Below are 19,247 nucleotides of genomic sequence, written 5' to 3'. Positions count from 1 at the left end.
ACTCCCTGATTCTCAAAGAGCTAGTAACGGTTTTGAATTTTTAACTCAAAACCGTTACAGCAAGGCTACTGCCTAATTATAACTTTGCCGTTCCTGAATTTGATATCACTGAGTTGTCAATGGTTTGAGTTTTTTCATCTAATGTGGAAACAGGGAGATCCTTTGTAACAAAAGGGGCTTTGCTAAAATCCTGAGAAACTAAAGTGTGGTTGACTTGAGTTTCAGGGACAGGCAAAGGAGTTTTCAATAATTCACTCATATGTTTTGAATAACTACAGAAACCAGTATGACTGAATTCCTTATTCTGTTGATGCTGATAACAATCAATCGCTTCATTTAAAATACTGTCTTCTTGCCCCTCTTCTTTTTTTGTTTTAATGTCTAAATCTTCTACTTCCGCATATTTTTCAGCAACCCATTTTATAAGACTGAATGCTGCTATTCCAATTCCAAATCCCACAACCACTGGTAAGACAAATGGTGGGGCTGCAACGGTGCCAATTATCAATAATAAAGCCATCACTGAAAGTACAATACCAGTAGATGAAAGAGCAAGATTGGTATAGGATTGCGCAAGGTTTTCATTGCCTTTTAAGTGTGCGAGTTTGGTTGCTCTTGCAGGTTTGATAAGCTCGTCGATTTTTTTATTCGTTTCACCAATCTTCTTTTGCAATTTCAGGATATCATCTAGAATTGTCGGATCAGGTGTTGTTTGAGGATTTTTATTGATCAACGCAATTTTTTGGGTTAATTCTTTTAACTGTTCATCGTGCAAGTCATATAGTTTTTTTAGTTTAACAGCAGGTTTATAATCCGTAATAACAATATTCTTTTTACTAATTACATGCTTAACAAAAATTAATTCATTTATTATCTTTAGTTTTTCACCCTCAAGTGCAATAAGTTCTTCTAATAACAAGTTAGCAGGAGGTTTTTTATATTGATTTTTCAATTTCTTTAATTCATCCAGTTTGATGTCCTTAGGTTCAAATTTTGAATCAATATACGAGTTAACTTGAGTTTTTTTAATCTTTTGTTCTTGCTCTATCTCCGCAAGACGTTTACCAGCAACATAGTCTAACTCTACTGATCGTATTGCAAAATCTTGATTAAAATCAGTGCCATCTGGTATATTCTCCGGGTTTTCGCGACCAAGCTTAAGCAAGCCTTCAAATTTTTTCAGATGCTCATAAGTCTTTGTAGCATTCATTTTCTCAATTAGTTTTCCAAAGAAATCAAGCCCTTGCATTACGGTAGTAATAGAGGCTATTACTAAGCCAATAATTGCTGCTGTTGTTGCTCCTACAACAAATGCAGCAATGCTGAGAGCGGTTATGGCGGTAAGCACAACACCCGAAAATATTTTGGTGGAAATTGGGGATTTGGGATCAGTGAGGGTTGCGATTGACTGAGGAATTATCGCTACCATCTGCAGAGCAAAGCCAACAATTGGGAGATCTTTGTTTGCAGTCAGAATAGCCGAAAAGAGCCTGACTCCATTGTTCACTCCCTCTATTATACTATTTAATAAAGTACTTGTTTCATGTGCTTTTTTGGCGATTGATTTTTTTTCTTCTTTACGTTCTTTAAGCAGTTGCTTTAAGGTTTTCGCCAGACTCTCTGGAGTTTGCAAATGGTTAGCCATAAAGGTAAATTATTTAACCATAATAATGTAATTATAATACACTTTGATTAAATACCGTGGTATAGATTGGAGTAGAACGCACGCTCTATAAGTCAAGTCTTTTGATAAATAATTTATTCTTTATTTGATCTTTAAAATACATTAATCAAAAGATTTACCCACCTTTGATTTTTGTCTTTGGAATTATTTTTGTGATGAAATTCATTGTGAATTCCATGATAAACTGGAGTGTATAAATGGTCAGTAAAGGGAAGAAGTATGCCGTATTCGTACAATCCGCATAGACATGTCAAAATTTGGATAAGTAAGAACCCTGGTGTTTTTATGAACCTGGAAAATCAAATCCGTCTCATCAAAATGAGAATTAAAAATCCCAAAGATTCTATTACATTGGCTTATGATTCCTCTGTTTTAAATGAACAGGCAAGGGCGGACTTAAAAGCATTTTGCCAAGAAAATCATATTGAAGCTTATGATGTTCACCAGATTGCTCAGGGTCAGTTATCAGAAAAAGAACAAAGACTATATAAGCATTATAAAAAGGAATTGGCTCACATGAATAATGGCGGCAATTTAGCTGTGTCGAGCGATATTTTAAGATGGATTCGTCCTATATATGAATTAGGTACATATATGGATTTTGATGCGCCGGTCGATACGTCCAAACTTCCACCTACCGTTACTGTTCAATCTCCTATCTTGATAAATATGGGTAGTTTGAAGTTGGGTAAGGTGGAGTTAATTCTTTTAAATAACGATACTATTGCTATTATTGATGGAGACGCAGCGAAAGAACACATTGAAAAAATACAAAGTGCTATGCTAGAAGTATTAGAGCACTATGATTCAGATTTTATTGAAAACGGCGCTAATAAATTAGGTCAGAGCAACTTCTTTTATAAAAAGATTGTCGAAACTCTGAAAAAACGTAAGGAAATTGAGTATATTGAAAAGTCAAGCTCCATTAACGCAAAAGAAAAGTATTCATCCCTTGAGTTAAGGGCTCTAATAAATGAAGTTACAGCAAATCCCGAGACTTTTATTAAATTCAATCGCTCAGAAGATTCCGAAACTCACGAAGACATCATAAAAAAACTGAGAACGAAACTGTCTGAGCAGCTTAATATTATCAAGTGGCTATTTTTTCGTAAGGAATATAATAAAATTAAGTCCATATTAGCCCAGGATGATAAGACATTAATTCATTATTTAATGAAAAAAGAGCGATTTTTATATTTGAAAAGTATAGTACTTTGTACAACGGGTCCAGTTGTGGTTACCAAGGCATTATTTGATGGTTATTTTTTAAATAGTACTCTATTTAAAGAAAAAGCAGCTCCGATGTCATTTGGCTATTACGGCTTGGATAGCGCTTTCCAATCACCTAATTCTATCCCTTTATGCCAATCTCCTCTAGATTTGTTAAAATATCTTGATGTCGAAGATGGGGAATTAAATGATGCCTCTTGGCTAGAAGAAGGCGTTCAATTACAAAAGAAAAGAGAAAGTCAACTTGAAGCTACTCGTGCGAAGAGGATTACTGAATTGCCAGACAACCTTTTGGCAATTAAAAATCAGTTCAAGCAAAAAATTCAGGATATTGAAGAGGATCAAAAGCGATTCTTTGGATTATTTGGATTTTATAGAAAACAAGAACGGCGTGCAAAAATTGATGCATGTAAAGCGATTCTGGATTGCTTTCATGAGGATAGAAACGAGTTTAATATTGAAGAATTTAGGACATTATTGACCACCATCCATCTTAATAAGAAGGATGTATTTGCTTCCTTATTTGTGAGTCATACTCAAGAACTGATACAAAAGTTAGAACATCTTTGCACTGATGGGCAGCTCTTTAGAATAGCAATAGGAGGAAATTTGCTGGTTTCGTTGCAAAAATAATTCCAGATGTAAAATGAATTATTTAGAAGCAGGAACAACAACATTGAAAACAGCTGCAATTTTTAAACTGATTCAAAGTATTTTCGTTAGGTTCTTTAGCTAATACTTCAGTTTTTTGTATGACCTCATAGGCCATTTCATCAGTGATATGGCCATCAAGGATTTATCAACCATATATTACTTTGAAACCTTAGGTGGCGCCATGCCAGCTGGCCCTAATTGCGGAAGATGATGTCAGGATTACAAGTCTTACTGTTACTTGATATACTGTTTCTAAAGATGATAAACCACTTAGGGAGAGTGAAATGGCTTATTGGCATCAATATCAGTCCAATGCATCTACTCAAGGATTTGTTCCTTTTCTTACTCGGCCTGCTATTTCACCTAAGTGGCAAGTTGAAATTGGCCCCGTTTCTTTTGCTTCACCGGTCATTGGTTTGGATGGCACTGTTTACATTGGCAACTTAACTGGCGAATTACTAGCTATTGCTCCTGATGGAAATATTAGATGGCGTCGTCAACTCGATGTGAGAGGAAGTTTTATTTCAGGATCTGCAGCGATTGATTCAAACGGTAATATTTACTGTATCACTACTTATCGCGCTAGGGTGCGAGATCATAGAAACGGCCAAACAATCGTTAGCAAAGTAGCTCGTAGTAAGCTGCATAGCCTTAATCCCGATGGTTCGCTTAGGTGGACAATTCAATTTCCTGTCAGTGATACGGGGTATAGTACGGATGGCTATACGTTATCTTCGCCCAAAATTGTCGGTAAGCAAAATCAGGTTATTTTTGTGCCGGCTATTTTTATGCGAATTGCATCCAGATTAGATTTATTGGCTATCGATCTTTCAGGTAACTTAATAAATAGGATAACAGTATCGGATTATCCTACTCCTCCAGTCGTTACGACAGGTGGTGGAATAGGGGGTATTTTTGCCGGGATCTGGGATTTTTTAAATGGCGCTGAATTTTCCCCGCGTGGTGATTATACGTTAAAAGAACTATACGGCCAAACTGAACCCTCTTTAGCTATTGCTGATTTTGGTGCGTTTAAAGATCAACCTATCATTGTTATCGATGATAATTATAAGCAATTGGCTGCTTTTAAATGGGAATCTAATAGCATTTTTAGCCCTTTGTGGAAAAAAACCTCTTCTCAAGTTCGTCCTGCAGCCTCACCTGCCATCTTATTGAGCAGTATGGTTGCAGCAGGTCAAGCAGATGGTACCTTAGCTCTATACGATGTGTTAACTGGTAACGAGTTATGGAAGCCTTGGTATAAAGCTAAAAACGCCATTCAATCGCCGCCCGCTTCTTTTATTAGCCAAATATATTTAACAAGCGATACTAGTGTCATCTTATTGGATACGAATGGTCGGTTTTTGAAAGAATTTAAAATGAGCGAAGATTCGCTGGGCGCTGCATTGGGTTCTCCTGGTATTTCTGCAAATCATGTGTATGTTAATGCTCAAGAGGGATTATTTTCTTTTTCTTTGGATCTTAATTCTTTTACCAAAAACAGCATAATACCAGGGGGAGTTTCTTCTATTGCCATCGCAGATGATGGTACTGCTTACTTGGCCGATAGAAATAAAAGACTGTGGGCATTTGGTGAATAGATAACTATGCTGATGTTGCTTACTTCTTTTTTACACAAGTTCAATACCAATTGCTGATGAGTTATTATCTAATCCGTCTCATTAGAAGTTTTGTCTCAGTATTAATGTCACTATTAGGCCTACGAATACAACTATAGTAAATTAAAATTTAAATGACCTATTCAAAAAAACTACGTGCCTCGGCTTGACCTCAGGGGCTTGGCCGAGGTATCCAGAGTGATTTATGGATACCGATGTCAAGCAGCGGTACGTCGAAATAAGTCATTTAAAATTCAAATCACTATAATCTCTTTAATGTTGAGTTTTTAAAAAAAATTAGTGATGGGTTCTAATGTTAGCGAGTGAAAAATAAACACCTATAGTCTAGATTTGCAATGCTTGTTTCAATGTCCAAAAATTTTTCCAAGGATCTTCTTTGAGTGCTTGCAAGCGAGGAGGCAAAGAGAAAAGAGTAAAAAAAGTATCTCTTTTATCATGAGTCAATTCATCCCAATGGATAGGTGTCGAGATCGGGGCATGTGGTTTTGCACGAGTGGAATAGACTGCTATGGCAGTTGCACCATGCAGATTACGCAGATAATCCAGATAGATTTTATCGGTTCGCTTGTTTTTAGACATTTTTGTAACAAAATTATCCGGAGCTTGTTGTTCAATAAACCGTACAAAAAGTTCAGAAAACTGCTTAATGACCTCCCATTTGTATTCTGGTTTTATAGGGTTGTTAAAGCTTTTAAAACCCTATACAAATGATGATTTAGAATGTTATCCGGTAACAACCAAAATGAACAACTCTCGATTTAATGACCATCAAGCCATAGAGCCGTTATAAATTCCTTTTTTTATAAAGTCGCCATACTTCTTAACAAAAGGGCTATTACAACATTATCTTGAATTTAAACCATAATGAGCCAGTATAGGTCGAACCAAGGCCCGACCTATACTGGCTAAGTTGCTATTAGCTATTCACCAGAGTCACTCATATCTTCCTTATTATTGTTCTGTTTCACCTGTTTTATTTCTTGCATCATTGTATCTAGTTGCTTTTGTTGTGAGGGTGTTAGAATATGATAAATTTCATGTTTCATTTGGATTCTTAGCTTAAATTGAGAAGCAACTAACTCTTTTTTCTGATTAATTAAATCATCCAGTTTGGCATTATCGATTTTGTCAGATTTAATTAAATCATGCATGGAAGAAAGTAATTTTTTATACTCTTCGCGATTAGACTTCATTTGTTCTTTATATTTCTCCTTAATCGCGCTAATTTGATTTTTTTGCTCTTGTGTCAAGTCGAGTTTATCAAACATATTTTTTGCCTTCATCATAGAACATGGACATTTTTTCATGTCGCTTGGACAATTTGCCAATACGGGTTGGCTGATGGTGAAAGAAAAGAATAAAGTTGATAATAATAGAATGATTTTTTTCATGATAAATTCCATTTTGTTAGTTATTAAGCAGGCAAATAAAGGTATAGAATATAATTCTGCTTTTTTCAAAAATTATTAAACAATTCATTTTATTACAAATCAAAGTTTCTATTTTTAAAATGACGTTTATCCAGATCAAAAAGGAGAATCTCTGTGAAGGGGTACCGCAATGACGTTTTTGCAGTTTGAATTTAGAAAAGGGTAACTTATGCATCCAATCTATTTATTAAAAGAATGGCTTGATGAAGAAAAATCAAATGGTGCTCAATATGCTCAGCATGCCGTTTTATCAACGCTAGGAATAAATGGACATCCACATGGGCGTGTGGTAGCTATTCGTGAAATAGAAGAGGACAGACTATTATTTTTTACACAAAAAAGAACTCGCAAAGTTGAAGAAATTAATGCTTGTAAGTCAGTTGCTCTGACTTTCTGGTTTGAGAAAAACGCAAGGGAGGTCATTATTGAGGGAGAAGCTGAGTTTTTATCTGAAGCTCAGAACGAAAAATATTGGAAGACTTATCCTCAGTGGGCTCAAATTCGTTTTTATAGTTATGCTTCTACTTCCGGGTTACCCATTGATAACAAACAAGTACTGGAAAATAAAAGGATTGAGATAGAGCAGTATTGTCAAAATAAACCATTGTTGTGTTCTCCGGATTATTGCGGTATCTCAGTAAAACCAATGCGTTTTGTGTTTTATACCTATCGTTTGGATGAATTATCCGATGTGTGGGAATATCAGCAAGAAATGGAGAACTTTGTGAAAAAAATATTGTCCCCTTGATTTTTTAACATCAATGAAAATAAATACACCGTTATTTTGTAACCTGCCTATCTGACTTCATCACTAGACAATCCTTTTAATAAAGAATACCCGGATTATGATTTTGTCTAACCGGAGTTGACTAATAAGGAGTAGGGATTTCAATTTCTTATGATATTATTTGCTAGACTTATGAAAAAGATAATGCCTTTGTATTTTTCCAATTATCATTGTCAAAAATCAGTATAAAGATAAATTTTTTCAGTAATTACTAACAAGGAAGGAGATAAAATAAATGAAAAAATTTTATGCATTAACGATTAGTCTCGTCCTTTTTAGTTATATGACCATAAGTTATGCAGATGAACAAACTTGCAATAATAAATATGATCAATGTATGACATCTTGCAACAATCAATACGATAAATGTACTGAGAATAATGGTGCGAATTCTTGTAAGGATCAATATCAACCTTGCATTTTGGAGTGCAGTAATATTCGAGATAATTGCCCATCTCAGCCAAAGTAATAAGGGTAATAAATTAGACCTCTTGCATAACCTGCCTCTTTTATTTTATTGCTGTGTTGTAAAGATTTCTGCGGTTATGCAAGAAGTCTAGTGGGATACAGCATGGAAAAGAGAAGATTATCTAAGTGATTTATAAGATATAAACACAACGCTCCGAGATTTTTGTTGGAATTATTCTATACTTACATAAGGATAATGAGAGGTTATGATATGACATATGGAAGATCTGAATCTGAGGCAATTGATGAGGCTATCATAAAAACTCTAAATGCATTATTAGAGATCGAGATGGCGGGTGTGGTGCGCTATACCCACTACTCCTTTATGGTCTTTGGTTTTAACCGCATTCCTATCTGTAAATGGATGCGTGATCAGGCTCAAGAAAGCTTAAACCATGCTCACTTGATTGGTGAACTGATTACCCACTTTTCCCATCATCCTTCGCTTAAAATTGGCAAATTATTAGAGTCCCATGTACATAATATCAGTACTATTTTAGAAGAGTCTCTTGAGCATGAAAAAGAAGGTTTGAATTTGTATCATCAACTATTAAAACAATCGGAAAAAAAATCTGTGCTAGTCGAAGAATTTGCAAGAAAAATGATTCAAGAAGAAGAAATGCATATTGGCGAAATTTATAAAATGCTTAAGCCGCCTGAAACTTGGAAAGATTAGAAAGTAGGTTAGGTTATTTTGACCCAACCTGTCTCCACTCAGTATATTCCATAAAAAATATCTAAGAGCTGGCAATAAGGCGATTGCAAATGTCAAAGAATTTGACTTGGTTTTTATAAGGTGACTCATCTCATAACGAAAGTAGAAGAATTATGTCTCAGATTATAATAAGTGTCGTAATCGGGGCGAAACGGAGCAATACTATTTTAAATCCTTACTGAAGTTGGTGATGATACTGGGGGATAGCAACCAAGGCAACACTCAACCATGTAACCCTCAATTGCTACGTTGAAGAAAGAAGCTGGATTAGGAAAACTATCCTGGAAAGATGTATTGCATCAATCCAGGCATAGATATTATATGAGATTAAGCTGCTTGAGCGTTGGAATGATTAGCATAATCTGCGCTACGAGAATTCAGGGCTTTTCTTTTTGAGTCTTTGATGACAACAGTCATAGTCCAAATCCCCGTTATCATTGGAAGTATCGCTGTATACATACCTGGGAAGTAATGATATGGACCACCGGCAATGATTGGAAAAATAAAGTGAGTGACTTCTGCAATTCCCATGCCTATCACTAAAAAACTGGCGAAAAAGTTGGAGAATTCATTGCGAACAGCTAGACCTGCAATGACAAGGAAATAAACAATTGGACCTAACTGTTCAAATACAAGTAAAAAAGTTTGTTTACTGAAGTCCACTTGGAACAGAGCACTTATTGCTTGTGGGAAGTCCATGTAATATTCTTCCATAATGTGGATAAAAAGTGCAGCTAACATAATTGAAAAAGGTGGAATAAGTGCAAATGGCTCAGTGGGTTTGCCGTAGCTGTATTTTAGCCAGAAGAAGAACCCCACAGTCATACTCCCACCAACAATGGTAATTATCGGAGTTGAAAGATAAGTTAAACCCATTATCCAGACAAAAGCCAGAAAAAGGACGGCTAAGATTAAATTAAGTTTTTTCATTATATCTCCAATGAAACCATGTTTATTAGGGTCAATTTTTAAGATATCTAAAACAGGCAAGTTATACAATAAAATAGAAACAGAAACTTTTTTTAAAAAAACAAAATTGTGCATAAGTGTAAAATTGAAATGAAGACACACTTTAAGGATTCACGTTATGATAAAAAAACCATATGTTATATGCTCTTAAGGTTTACCTGGACTAATAATTTTTTTAATCCCTCAATACACAACTGCATTTTATAGTGTTGTTCTGGATACCAAGAGGCTATAAATTCTCCGATAATTTCAAAACCAGCCTTTTATAAACATGAACTGCTCGTTCATTTTTGGCGTCCTTAAAAACAAGAAACCATTTTTGAAAATTAAGACGTTTACTTTTAAAGTGTCTATGCCTGCTTTGAAATAAGCATCCATGTGGAGAGAATTTCATTTATGTGTTAGCTTTGTATGTGATGTGTAAATAAGATTTATACAAAAATCCATTTTAGATTTTATTATTTTAAAAAGAGTGCAGAGCGATCAAATTTATTACGGATAATTTATGATTAAAAACAGAATCGCTTCAATTTTTTGGAAAGGCTTTTTTACTATCTTACCTATTTATTTAACCTTTTATTTTATATATTGGCTTGTCACAAGCATTGAGAGAAATTTAAGCCAATTATTAAAAACTATCATCGGTACATGGTATTTCCCAGGTCTTGGTTTGCTAATGGTAATCGTTGTTATTTTTGTGATCGGGATTTTGATGCAAGTCTATATTGCCCAATATTTTATTCAACTGATAGAAAAAGTTGTGCAAAGAATGCCTCTAATTGGTGACTTATATTCCTCCCTCCAAAGTTTAACTAAATACTTGTCTTCATCGGGGCAAGTCAAGGGCAAAGAAGTTGTTATGGTTGAGTTTAATGGCGTTGAATTATTGGGAATAGTCACTCGAACTGATTTTTCTGAGGCGCCAGATGGTGTTGTAGAAAAACAAGATTTAATCTCTGTTTATTTACCCATGAGTTACCAAATAGGCGGCTTTACAATATATTTGCCCAACGACAAAATACGAAAAGTGGATATGACTCAAAAATCAGCTTTAAAATGGGCATTAATTGGCGGAATCGGAGAGTAACTTACAAAGAAAACTTTTGGAACCAGGGCTTGATGGATCTACAAGTTCTTTGGTTCCATAATTTATAAAGACAATCCACAAAGTGCATTATTAAAGAGTTTTCCTAATATCGTACTCTTTCTTCGCTTTGACCAAAGCTTATCTCTGAGCTCCGCCTGCTCTAAAAGCGCGCATGAAAATAAGGATTACCGGTTAAACATTTACTCAACGCATGTTAATGCCTCTTTAAAAAACAATTGTAATTCCTTCGTGTTCTTTAAATTTATATTTTTTGAATTGTTGCTTAAGAAAGGTAGATTATTTTATAAGTTATTGAACAAAAATCATTTCTACAATAATTTGTTTGTCACGGATAACGTATCTTGCCTCAGCATTGGGATTTAGAATATTTATTACTTTTCAGCTTGCTTGTGTTTGGTTTGCCATATTATCCAGAAAGCCAAGTACCCATAACTTATTATAATCTGGGACGTAATTCTTCTACTTTCGTATCGTAAGCAAGACATTCACCAACATCTCTAAAAAATCCTGGACGTGGTGGTTGTTTCGCCACAAATTCTTCCAATTTAATAACTACATCACGCCTACAATCTTTCTTTTTAACCTGTTCGGCATTTAATGGTTTTAATTCATTAATGACCGTAGCATATTCAAACGCCGTATTATTATAATCCTCACTATCAGGATGTTTTTTAGAGATATTAAAATAAGTACTTCCACTAATCTTATTGAAGGCCGATTTTAATCCATTTAATACAGTAAAGTACCCTGCAACTATTTTCTGAACCACATTATGACCGATTTTTATCAATGAATAGCTAATATTTGAGACGTTCGTACTCCACCACAATGGGCGTAAAATATGTGAATTAACTCGTTGTAGCATTTTAACGATATGCTGATTTGAATCGGCACTGATTTGTCCGGCAGTTGTTACTCCATTATTAATGCCCTGAATATAAAATATTTTTCGAGAAAAACCACTGAAGAATGTATGATCGCTACCTACTCTAATGTCGCGTAATTCTTCTGATACTCTAGCGATGATTTTAGGATCTGTCCCTCTTCCTTCTAACCCTTTTCTGTCTTGTTGATGATAATAACAATGACAATCCAAAACTTCCTCAAAAAGCTCCTGCATATGTTCTATCATTTTTTTAGCAGGCGACTGCTCTATATCAAAGTTTTCTACTTCTTCCGGGAGTACTAGAAACTGGTTAATTAACGCTTCTTTATCTTGTTTTCTAATTACTTTGATAAAGGACATAAACTGCTTGGCTTCTTCCACAGGATTTGGTTTATTCATAGCCTCAAACAATACTGTCAGATCTTGCTCATTAAGAAAACCAAGTACTTCATCAATAACAGCAATAAATTGTTTATGAAATAATATCGGTGTAATTGAATTACCCACCAATTCAATTACTTTCGTGTTATCCAGTGCATTTTCAATTTGTCCTAGCTGTGTAGTGAAATATTCTTTCAAAGAATTAATCCGTTCATCCATAGTTGCAATTGCATTAAGAGAAGGATCACTGGATTTAATGATGGTTAAAATGGCTTCCTTATCTAAGGAAGTAATTCCTTTTTCCAGCATTTGATCAACAAGCAAGGTTATGTGCTCTGTAGAACTAATGTAAGTCATTAACAAATTAAAATCCTGGGTATTTAAAATATCCTTCATCAAATCACGAAACGCCGTGCTGCTGATAAAAGTGGTTAAAACAGTTTTTTGTATCTCTTTAACCACTATCTCGGAAGAATGAGTTGCTTTCACTTTAGGATGAACAATATCTTCCAAAACTAATTTTTCTTCTTGTGGAACTAATTGATTAATTAAGGTAAACACTGTTTGTTTTAACTGCTCATCATCTTGTCCTGTAAGAGTAGGCAAAGTAGCTGAGTTTCGCATCATGAACTCATTTAATGTCTTGTCATCCCTTTTGATAGAAAGGAATTGCTCTTTTTTTCGATCATCATCGATAAAACTGGCCAGGATAGGGAGTAATCGATGGGATACTAATTGAGTATATTTACTGTGTATTACAGGATTTACTGCAGTGAAAGGATTAGCAACAATTCCCTTAATAAAGTCATCAAAAGCTTGAGCAGTCTGAATTGTAGCCTGTTGAGAACCTACATATTCAGTCTTAAATTGTTTATTCAATACCTCCACCAAATCTTCAGCAGATAGATCAGATAATTCTCCTGCTTTGATTTTATTGATTAATACACGAGCGACGGATAATACTCCTCCATAATCCTGATTCATTCTATCTTTTAATTGTAACCATTGGTTATAAGGCAACATGATTGAAATCGCATTAAGAAAACCGTCACTACGCAATAAATCGGCAACTGCTGTATCATATAAATATTCAGGTTTTAAACTCCATGATGATATGGAAAATAACTTCCCAACCAAGAGACTGGAAATACTTTTTTGCATCACTGCATTAAGTTGCTCTATAAAAAATTGTTTGCTCTCTTTGATTTGATGAGGGATATCAATAGTCGGTGGTAAAGGAGTAGAACAAAGTTTTGAAAAAATAAAACCAGGTAGTTGATCCCTGTTATTTTGCATTAAATCAAATAATTCATTTCCATGTACCTTGATTAATTGCTTAATTTTCAAAGGATCAGATGCTTCATTGAATAATTTATCTCGGTTTTCCACAGCATAATTATTTACAAGCAAAGGTAATAATTGTTGCTGAATTATGGTGCTCAATTGTTCAAGATGCGATTCATCAAGCGATTGAAACAAATTATTACCTGTTTCCAGTTGCAGCATCGTGAATTCGTGAAATAGTTTTTCGAACTCTTCATCAAGCCTGTTATATTCTTCTATTTTAAAATAACTAGTGAGTTCAGATAAAAACGTCTCTGGAGAAAATTCCAATTCTTTATTGATGATTTTGGTCAAACAATGTTGGACAAATTGCTGTGCATTCTGTTTTTTACCAAGAATATCCGCTATTCGTTTCACATTAGGGTATGTGATAAAAGCAGAAAGATGTTTGAGAAAGTCACCCTTTAAATAATTTCCTAATTTAATGGACAATTTTTCCTGTAATTTTGGATGATTGAGTAGAATTTTAGCTGGCTCATGAGCTAAGAGCTTCTTAATTTCCTCCATACTTTTGGGATAATTCACTATGTCTTGAACTACTAAATCCTCTAAACCCGGGATTTGTTGCAACAACGCAAGTAAGGTTGCTTCAAATTGAGCCTCATTACCCGATGAAACTGTCACTATAGTTTTTAGATTGGCTTTAAGTAAAGGAACCAGATGTGGGAAAGCAGCTAATGCAGCAGTAACTTTTTCTTTCCTGGAATCAACAACCATTTTAACCAGAAGTGGTTTTATACATTGTTTTTGATGGCTTTCAAACTCGTCATATACTTCTTTTTTAACATAGGATTCGATGTTATTTGCGATATGGGGCATTACTCCTTTCACTTTTCTACTTAGCCAATTCTTAAATTCCAAGGCAGAAGATAGATTCGTTATAATCTTTTTAAAATTTGTATTTGATAGAATTTTTATATAAACATCATCGGCATGTTTTGGCGCTACGTCACTTTGTTTTGCTGTTCTTGTTCCGAACCAGGAGTATTGAAACATCTTCCAGGCAGCAGGTATTCTTTTCACTGCGTAATAACATTCTGAGATAAAATTGAGCAAATGACCTAATATAGTGATGAACGTTGATGTCGTGTAAGGCTTATTGATATGTTCTATTTCTTTATTAATCCCTTTCATTACATAACTGATCATGGTGGTCAATTGTGCTCGACTAAGCTTAATTTGGTGGCTGTTTTTATTATTTATCTCACGAAGAGCCTGAGCGATATATTTTAATACCTGTCGTTTTAAACGATCAGGATTGAGTGTCTCGTCTTCATTCTTGTTTGCATAAATCCAGGCAATTATCTTTTGACTGACATTATCTCCCAAAATCTGGATATATTGTTTATTGAATTGTTTTTGAGCTTTGAATAACTCAGGATAATAATCATCACTTTTCAAGTGTTCCAGATCAAATAGTCCTTTTTGTTTTCGTCCCAAGCTATGAATGTAAGCTGGTACAATAGTATCATCCAGACCACGATTTCGGCCTATTCCCTGAATTTGTGTCTCCGGACTATTAGTAGGACTTAGTTTATGTTCTGCGATGTTAATTACCGTATGTAAGTTTCTATCGCTAAATCCTTCTGTTTTTTTGTTACTGACATATGCTCCAACAAAACCTAATCTAACATAACCGTCGGCAATGTCTTCTGAAATATTTAAGTACTTGGGAGTAAAAGCAGTTTCAAAAGCAGTGTCATTCAAAATTTCCAAGGAAGTGCGCTTTCGTTTTTTGGCATGGTTAACCAGTAGCCCATTATGGTCATATAACATATATGTATTTTTCGCCAATCCGGAAAATGGACGTGAGTCTTCTACTGGAGTTTCTGCATCAGTCATACCAGTCATCAACCCTATTATTAAATGGGAATTGGCATAATCTTCAAATTTTTGGGACAGGTTCCCATTTCTCCATTTTATTTTATTTACCAATTCATCGTATAAGGGCCAGTTATCAATAAAATCTCCTAAATCCCTATCATTTTCATCCCGAGAATTTTCAAAATTTCCGTTTATCATACTTTGCATGACATTAGATAAATCAGCGAGTAATTCACCTAGAGCATGAGCACCTTCTGCATCAATGTCCTTTGCTAATTTTTGTTGATAATAATCTGCAGTTCTTAATGCAAATTTGCTAATCACCATTTGCTTAAAGGTATTCATATCCTTCTTACGTAAACGGTTATGCTCTATTTCATCAAGGCCAGTAATATCAGTCAGAACATATTCAATCAGATTATGAAATATGTTATCCCGCATTTGTTCAGCTAGGCTTTTACGGGCGAGTCTATCGCCAATTTTTTGCTCATCTTCTTTTAATGAGTTCAAATAATTTGTTCTTTTGTTTTGCTTATCCTGGTGGATCACATCTACTTCAGCGTCTGGTATTCCAAAAAATCGAGCGACATCACCTCTATCAATCACATTTCCATTACGATACACATCACTTCTATATGAGGGGGCATGTTCTAAGGCATAACAAAAGTTAACCAGGTCTTCATTATTATCAATGATACAAAGCATTTTCCTGGCCGAAGGAACCTGTAAACGCCAACGTACGCTCTTTTCACCCTCTTTGCGATAATAATAAAAGGGTAAATTTTCAACCAAAGAAACAGCAGAAGAACTATGCTCTTCCTGAATAGAATTGGTTAAACTCAGTAAAAAACCATTGAATAAAGTTGTCCAAAACTCAATTGTCCAAAAACGGAAATCCTTCAATTTATTTCTATCAGAAACATTTCGGGCATTATGAGTCAACAATCGCGGAAATTGCCCTTGGCCGGCTTGTTGCTTTTGACCACTGGACATAATAGCTACTGGTTTATTTCCAGCTAATTTATAAGTTTCTTCATTAGGTGTGGCCGTTAAAAACATCGATAATTTTTGTTTAGCCAATTCGATTAAGCGAACCCGTCGGCGTTCCTCTTTCATAATCAAATGCTGTTCATCAAATACCAAAAATGTCTGATCAGAATTGGCATTCATCAAATCTTTATAATGTTTATCCAGAAGACGCTCAGAAGAACCTATAATAATATTCTTTTTACTCTCAGGTCGCGCGAAAGATTTAATGGCTTCTTCGATTTGAGGATTGTCCCCTTTTTCCCGCAAGACTAACATTCTGTTGACAAAATCATCGGGTAATAAACGTTTTAAATCTTTGACAAATTGACTGAGCAATTTATCAGGAATTGCAAACACCCCATTATTATCTGAGAGAGATATAATCAACATCCAAAGCGCTTGAACAAAGGTTTTCCCAGTACCAGTGGCTAAAGCAACCAGTAAATTACTGATATCCTCTCCTGACTGAATTTTTTCAATGATATTATGCAGAGTGACGAGGTGAGTACGATACAAATCTACTTTTCCTATCCCACCAATCACATAATGTTCATTAATTCTGTTTGTTACGGCAGGTTTACCACCTACATCGGGAATTTCCAAAGTAAATTCTTGATTGGCTAGCAAATTAAGAGCTTCTTCGTCTTCATAGAGAGCAATTTTTTTAACTACTGGATCGGTAGATCCCCCTATAGGACGAGAGAATTGAACCTTAAAAGTATTATTGTTCCCAGGGGTTAAAACTAATCGATAATGAACATTATTAATTAGTACAATTTGATCATACGTTTTGTTAGTCAGTGCCAGGTTACACAGCTCATAAAGACTCATCTCGCCGGAAGCAGTGTTAAATACTCTTGCTTTGAAAAAATCGAGTGCAGTATAAGCTAAATAAACCGTCTGAGCAGAGGATAATAATTTCTTTCGGCTGTTGTCTGTTAATTTCATAGTGCCTGATAAGTTATTTAAAATAATGCGCCAAATTATAACAGATTAACCTTAATAAAATCTTAAAGTTCATTAAATGATGCCTTAACGCGTATTCCCTCAAATTACCTCAATCTATCTCGCTAGTATCTCGCCTTTTGGCGCCGATTCGACTTCTCATATTTTTATCGCCTACTCTAACAAGAACCAATATTAGCGATCGGAAATATTTTCGATTGTGTTTAAAAATATCAAGGGTCTTAATCTCAAGGTACAAGTATTCTTAATTTACCCTATTGTTTCACTGACGATATTGGTCCAACGGACATAGGTAAGGGCAAGCTTTATTGTTCAAATATTGATCAATATCTGGGTAAATGCTATAATGTGTACAAATTATCACGCGGTTCCAATATGCCTTCAAAAGAAAATCCGACGCAACTTCCAGTGACACAGACAACACAGATGAGAAACCCATCTCTCTCATTCCAACCATCGGTTGATTTAATAACCTGGGGTAGTGTTGAAAATCCTGAACTCTTTGAAAAAGGCACTGTCAAAACAAAATACAGCCACTATATTGCACAACAAATGAAAAACGAGCCTGTTGGCCACACCTCACTTCGGTTTACAATACCGGCCGATCCTCAAGTCATTAAGAGATTAGAATTCTATAAAGATAAAGGGTTAACCTATAGGGAGTCAAAAGCATTTGTTGGCGTTCAAAATCCTGATGGTACTCTGTCCAGGCATACAATCCCTGTGCTAGAAATTTACTTCAGCTGGTGGCCAAAAAAATTCAAAAACAGAACACCAGAATTTGACATGTACAGTGAATTAAGTAATCAACTTAGTGAAAAAGATAAAGATAAGAAAGGGTCTTCGCTAGTCAACTATCAATCACTAATTACTCCCGAACATAAAGAAGTGATTGATGATAAGAATAAATTTGAGAAAAATCTTAGTTTAATTAATGAGTTGCGTAATAAATTGCAATTACGAAAATTTACTCCTTTTGATATTAATAAAATAGAATTCGTTATCCAGTTAATCGACCTATGTGAAGACTATAATCGTGTGGTGAATAGGGCAATAGACCTAAATGGGCTTTTTAAAGAGCTTCATTTTGAATTACCTAATGCCGCTAAAACACCTATGAATCCAAATTTGAGCTATGAAAATGGTGAGTTTGAAAAGGCAATAAAAATACTTGATAAGCTATATGAGCGATATAAAGATACGTATAACGAACAATTAATTAGAGAATTAGATGCTCATCAGCAAGCATTACAGGATAATTATGAATATATGGGACAGCGACCCAGTCATGTCTTAACTTTACCCCTTACATTTGATAGTCATGATGTGACTAAACTCAACGCTATGAAGATGCTCGACACGATTGAAAAGCTTTATACCAACCACGATTATCGTTTCCTCACCACAAATTGTGCAAGAACTGCACGCATGGTATTAGTTTCAGGGGTGAGTGACGAAATGAAAGATGAAATGTGTCGGTCAAACATTACTGGAAGAATGCTAAAAAAACCTAAAATTGAGACGCCAACATCCATTAAGGACTTTGGATTATTACTACAAAAAACTATCGCGAGTTTAAGTGGTGGTGCACCTCTTGAAGGGGCAGGGTATTATCTTAAGTTATTAGGCAATAAAAAAATGACGCCAGAGCATCAAGTATTGATAGCAAAATCCCTTCAATTTCTTAAATTACTTGATGAATTAGCTGCAAATAATCGAATTGCAAAAAAGCAAGCCACGAAACTGGCAAAATTAGCTTACGACCTGACCACAAATCCTGACTACCACATCCAGGCATTTACAAAAGAATGGTCGGCAATTAAATTGACTTATGGTACGCCAAAAGATCAGAGAATCGCGATAAAGTCATTGGGTAAGCAGTTGATATCGTCGGGGGAAGTGTTTGTTAAAGGTAAAACCAGCAGGAAAAATGAAAATTTAGGGACTATTTCCAGATACAGTTTATTTGGATCAAATACCACCAAGCCAAAGGATGTTGGCGATGTACCAGACAAAGTCATCAAGCCATGATTGCATTGACTAGAGAGTTACTTGTTGGACCAAGGCACAATCCCAGGAATGTTATCTGGCTAGGTTAGGAACGAATTATCTTTTCACATTCTATAGCAGTA

At 35.1% G+C, this 19,247-nt stretch carries 11 protein-coding genes; 6 read left to right on the top strand and 5 right to left on the bottom strand.

What is annotated here, in order from left to right:
• Window positions 1-76 precede the first annotated feature (76 nt).
• Entirely contained in the window at window positions 77-1,645 is a 1,569-nt protein-coding gene (locus tag ACZ5EK_RS12505) for a T4SS effector SidA family protein (protein WP_464429962.1), read from the bottom strand.
• A 258-nt stretch (window positions 1,646-1,903) separates the two neighbouring features.
• On the opposite strand from ACZ5EK_RS12505, the gene ACZ5EK_RS12500 reads away from it, so the two are divergent.
• On the top strand, window positions 1,904-3,547 hold the full coding sequence (locus ACZ5EK_RS12500; RefSeq protein ID WP_464429961.1) for a glycosyltransferase family 88 protein: 1,644 nt from the start codon (window positions 1,904-1,906) through the stop codon (window positions 3,545-3,547).
• A 305-nt stretch (window positions 3,548-3,852) separates the two neighbouring features.
• Window positions 3,853-5,169 carry an outer membrane protein assembly factor BamB family protein gene (locus ACZ5EK_RS12495; RefSeq protein WP_464429960.1) on the top strand — a complete coding sequence of 439 codons (1,317 nt, stop codon included), beginning with the start codon at window positions 3,853-3,855 and terminating at the stop codon, window positions 5,167-5,169.
• A 363-nt stretch (window positions 5,170-5,532) separates the two neighbouring features.
• Here the strand turns inward: ACZ5EK_RS12495 and ligD are convergent, their stop codons facing one another.
• The gene (ligD, locus tag ACZ5EK_RS12490) at window positions 5,533-5,883 is read right to left on the bottom strand and encodes a non-homologous end-joining DNA ligase LigD (RefSeq protein WP_464432499.1); all 351 of its coding nucleotides are present in this window, start codon (window positions 5,881-5,883) and stop codon (window positions 5,533-5,535) included.
• A 245-nt stretch (window positions 5,884-6,128) separates the two neighbouring features.
• Complete coding sequence (locus tag ACZ5EK_RS12485) at window positions 6,129-6,599, bottom strand: Spy/CpxP family protein refolding chaperone (protein WP_464429959.1); 471 nt, start codon at window positions 6,597-6,599, stop codon at window positions 6,129-6,131.
• A gap of 208 nt (window positions 6,600-6,807) precedes the next feature.
• Between ACZ5EK_RS12485 and ACZ5EK_RS12480 the strand changes: the two genes are divergently transcribed.
• Together ACZ5EK_RS12480 and ACZ5EK_RS12475 are read left to right on the top strand one after the other, a co-directional pair.
• Window positions 6,808-7,386: a pyridoxamine 5'-phosphate oxidase family protein gene (locus ACZ5EK_RS12480; RefSeq protein ID WP_464429958.1), complete on the top strand. Its 579-nt coding sequence runs from the start codon at window positions 6,808-6,810 to the stop codon at window positions 7,384-7,386.
• 718 nt (window positions 7,387-8,104) lie between these two features.
• Entirely contained in the window at window positions 8,105-8,569 is a 465-nt protein-coding gene (locus ACZ5EK_RS12475) for a ferritin-like domain-containing protein (RefSeq protein WP_464424870.1), read from the top strand.
• A gap of 366 nt (window positions 8,570-8,935) precedes the next feature.
• Here ACZ5EK_RS12475 and ACZ5EK_RS12470 read toward each other — a convergent pair whose 3' ends face one another.
• Window positions 8,936-9,538 (bottom strand): hypothetical protein, encoded by a 603-nt coding sequence (locus tag ACZ5EK_RS12470; RefSeq protein ID WP_464429957.1) that lies wholly within the window; start codon window positions 9,536-9,538, stop codon window positions 8,936-8,938.
• A gap of 544 nt (window positions 9,539-10,082) precedes the next feature.
• On the opposite strand from ACZ5EK_RS12470, the gene ACZ5EK_RS12465 reads away from it, so the two are divergent.
• The gene (locus tag ACZ5EK_RS12465; RefSeq protein WP_464429955.1) at window positions 10,083-10,664 is read left to right on the top strand and encodes a DUF502 domain-containing protein; all 582 of its coding nucleotides are present in this window, start codon (window positions 10,083-10,085) and stop codon (window positions 10,662-10,664) included.
• A 457-nt stretch (window positions 10,665-11,121) separates the two neighbouring features.
• Here ACZ5EK_RS12465 and ACZ5EK_RS12460 read toward each other — a convergent pair whose 3' ends face one another.
• Window positions 11,122-17,097 carry a DEAD/DEAH box helicase family protein gene (locus ACZ5EK_RS12460; RefSeq protein ID WP_464429954.1) on the bottom strand — a complete coding sequence of 1,992 codons (5,976 nt, stop codon included), beginning with the start codon at window positions 17,095-17,097 and terminating at the stop codon, window positions 11,122-11,124.
• A gap of 393 nt (window positions 17,098-17,490) precedes the next feature.
• On the opposite strand from ACZ5EK_RS12460, the gene ACZ5EK_RS12455 reads away from it, so the two are divergent.
• Window positions 17,491-19,146 (top strand): hypothetical protein, encoded by a 1,656-nt coding sequence (locus tag ACZ5EK_RS12455; RefSeq protein ID WP_464429953.1) that lies wholly within the window; start codon window positions 17,491-17,493, stop codon window positions 19,144-19,146.
• The last annotated feature ends 101 nt before the right edge of the window (window positions 19,147-19,247 follow it).

The sequence above is a fragment of the Legionella sp. JM-2024 genome (genome assembly GCF_055389095.1).
Note: the sequence above shows the minus strand (reverse complement) of the source record. Positions and strands in the feature narration are given on the sequence as shown.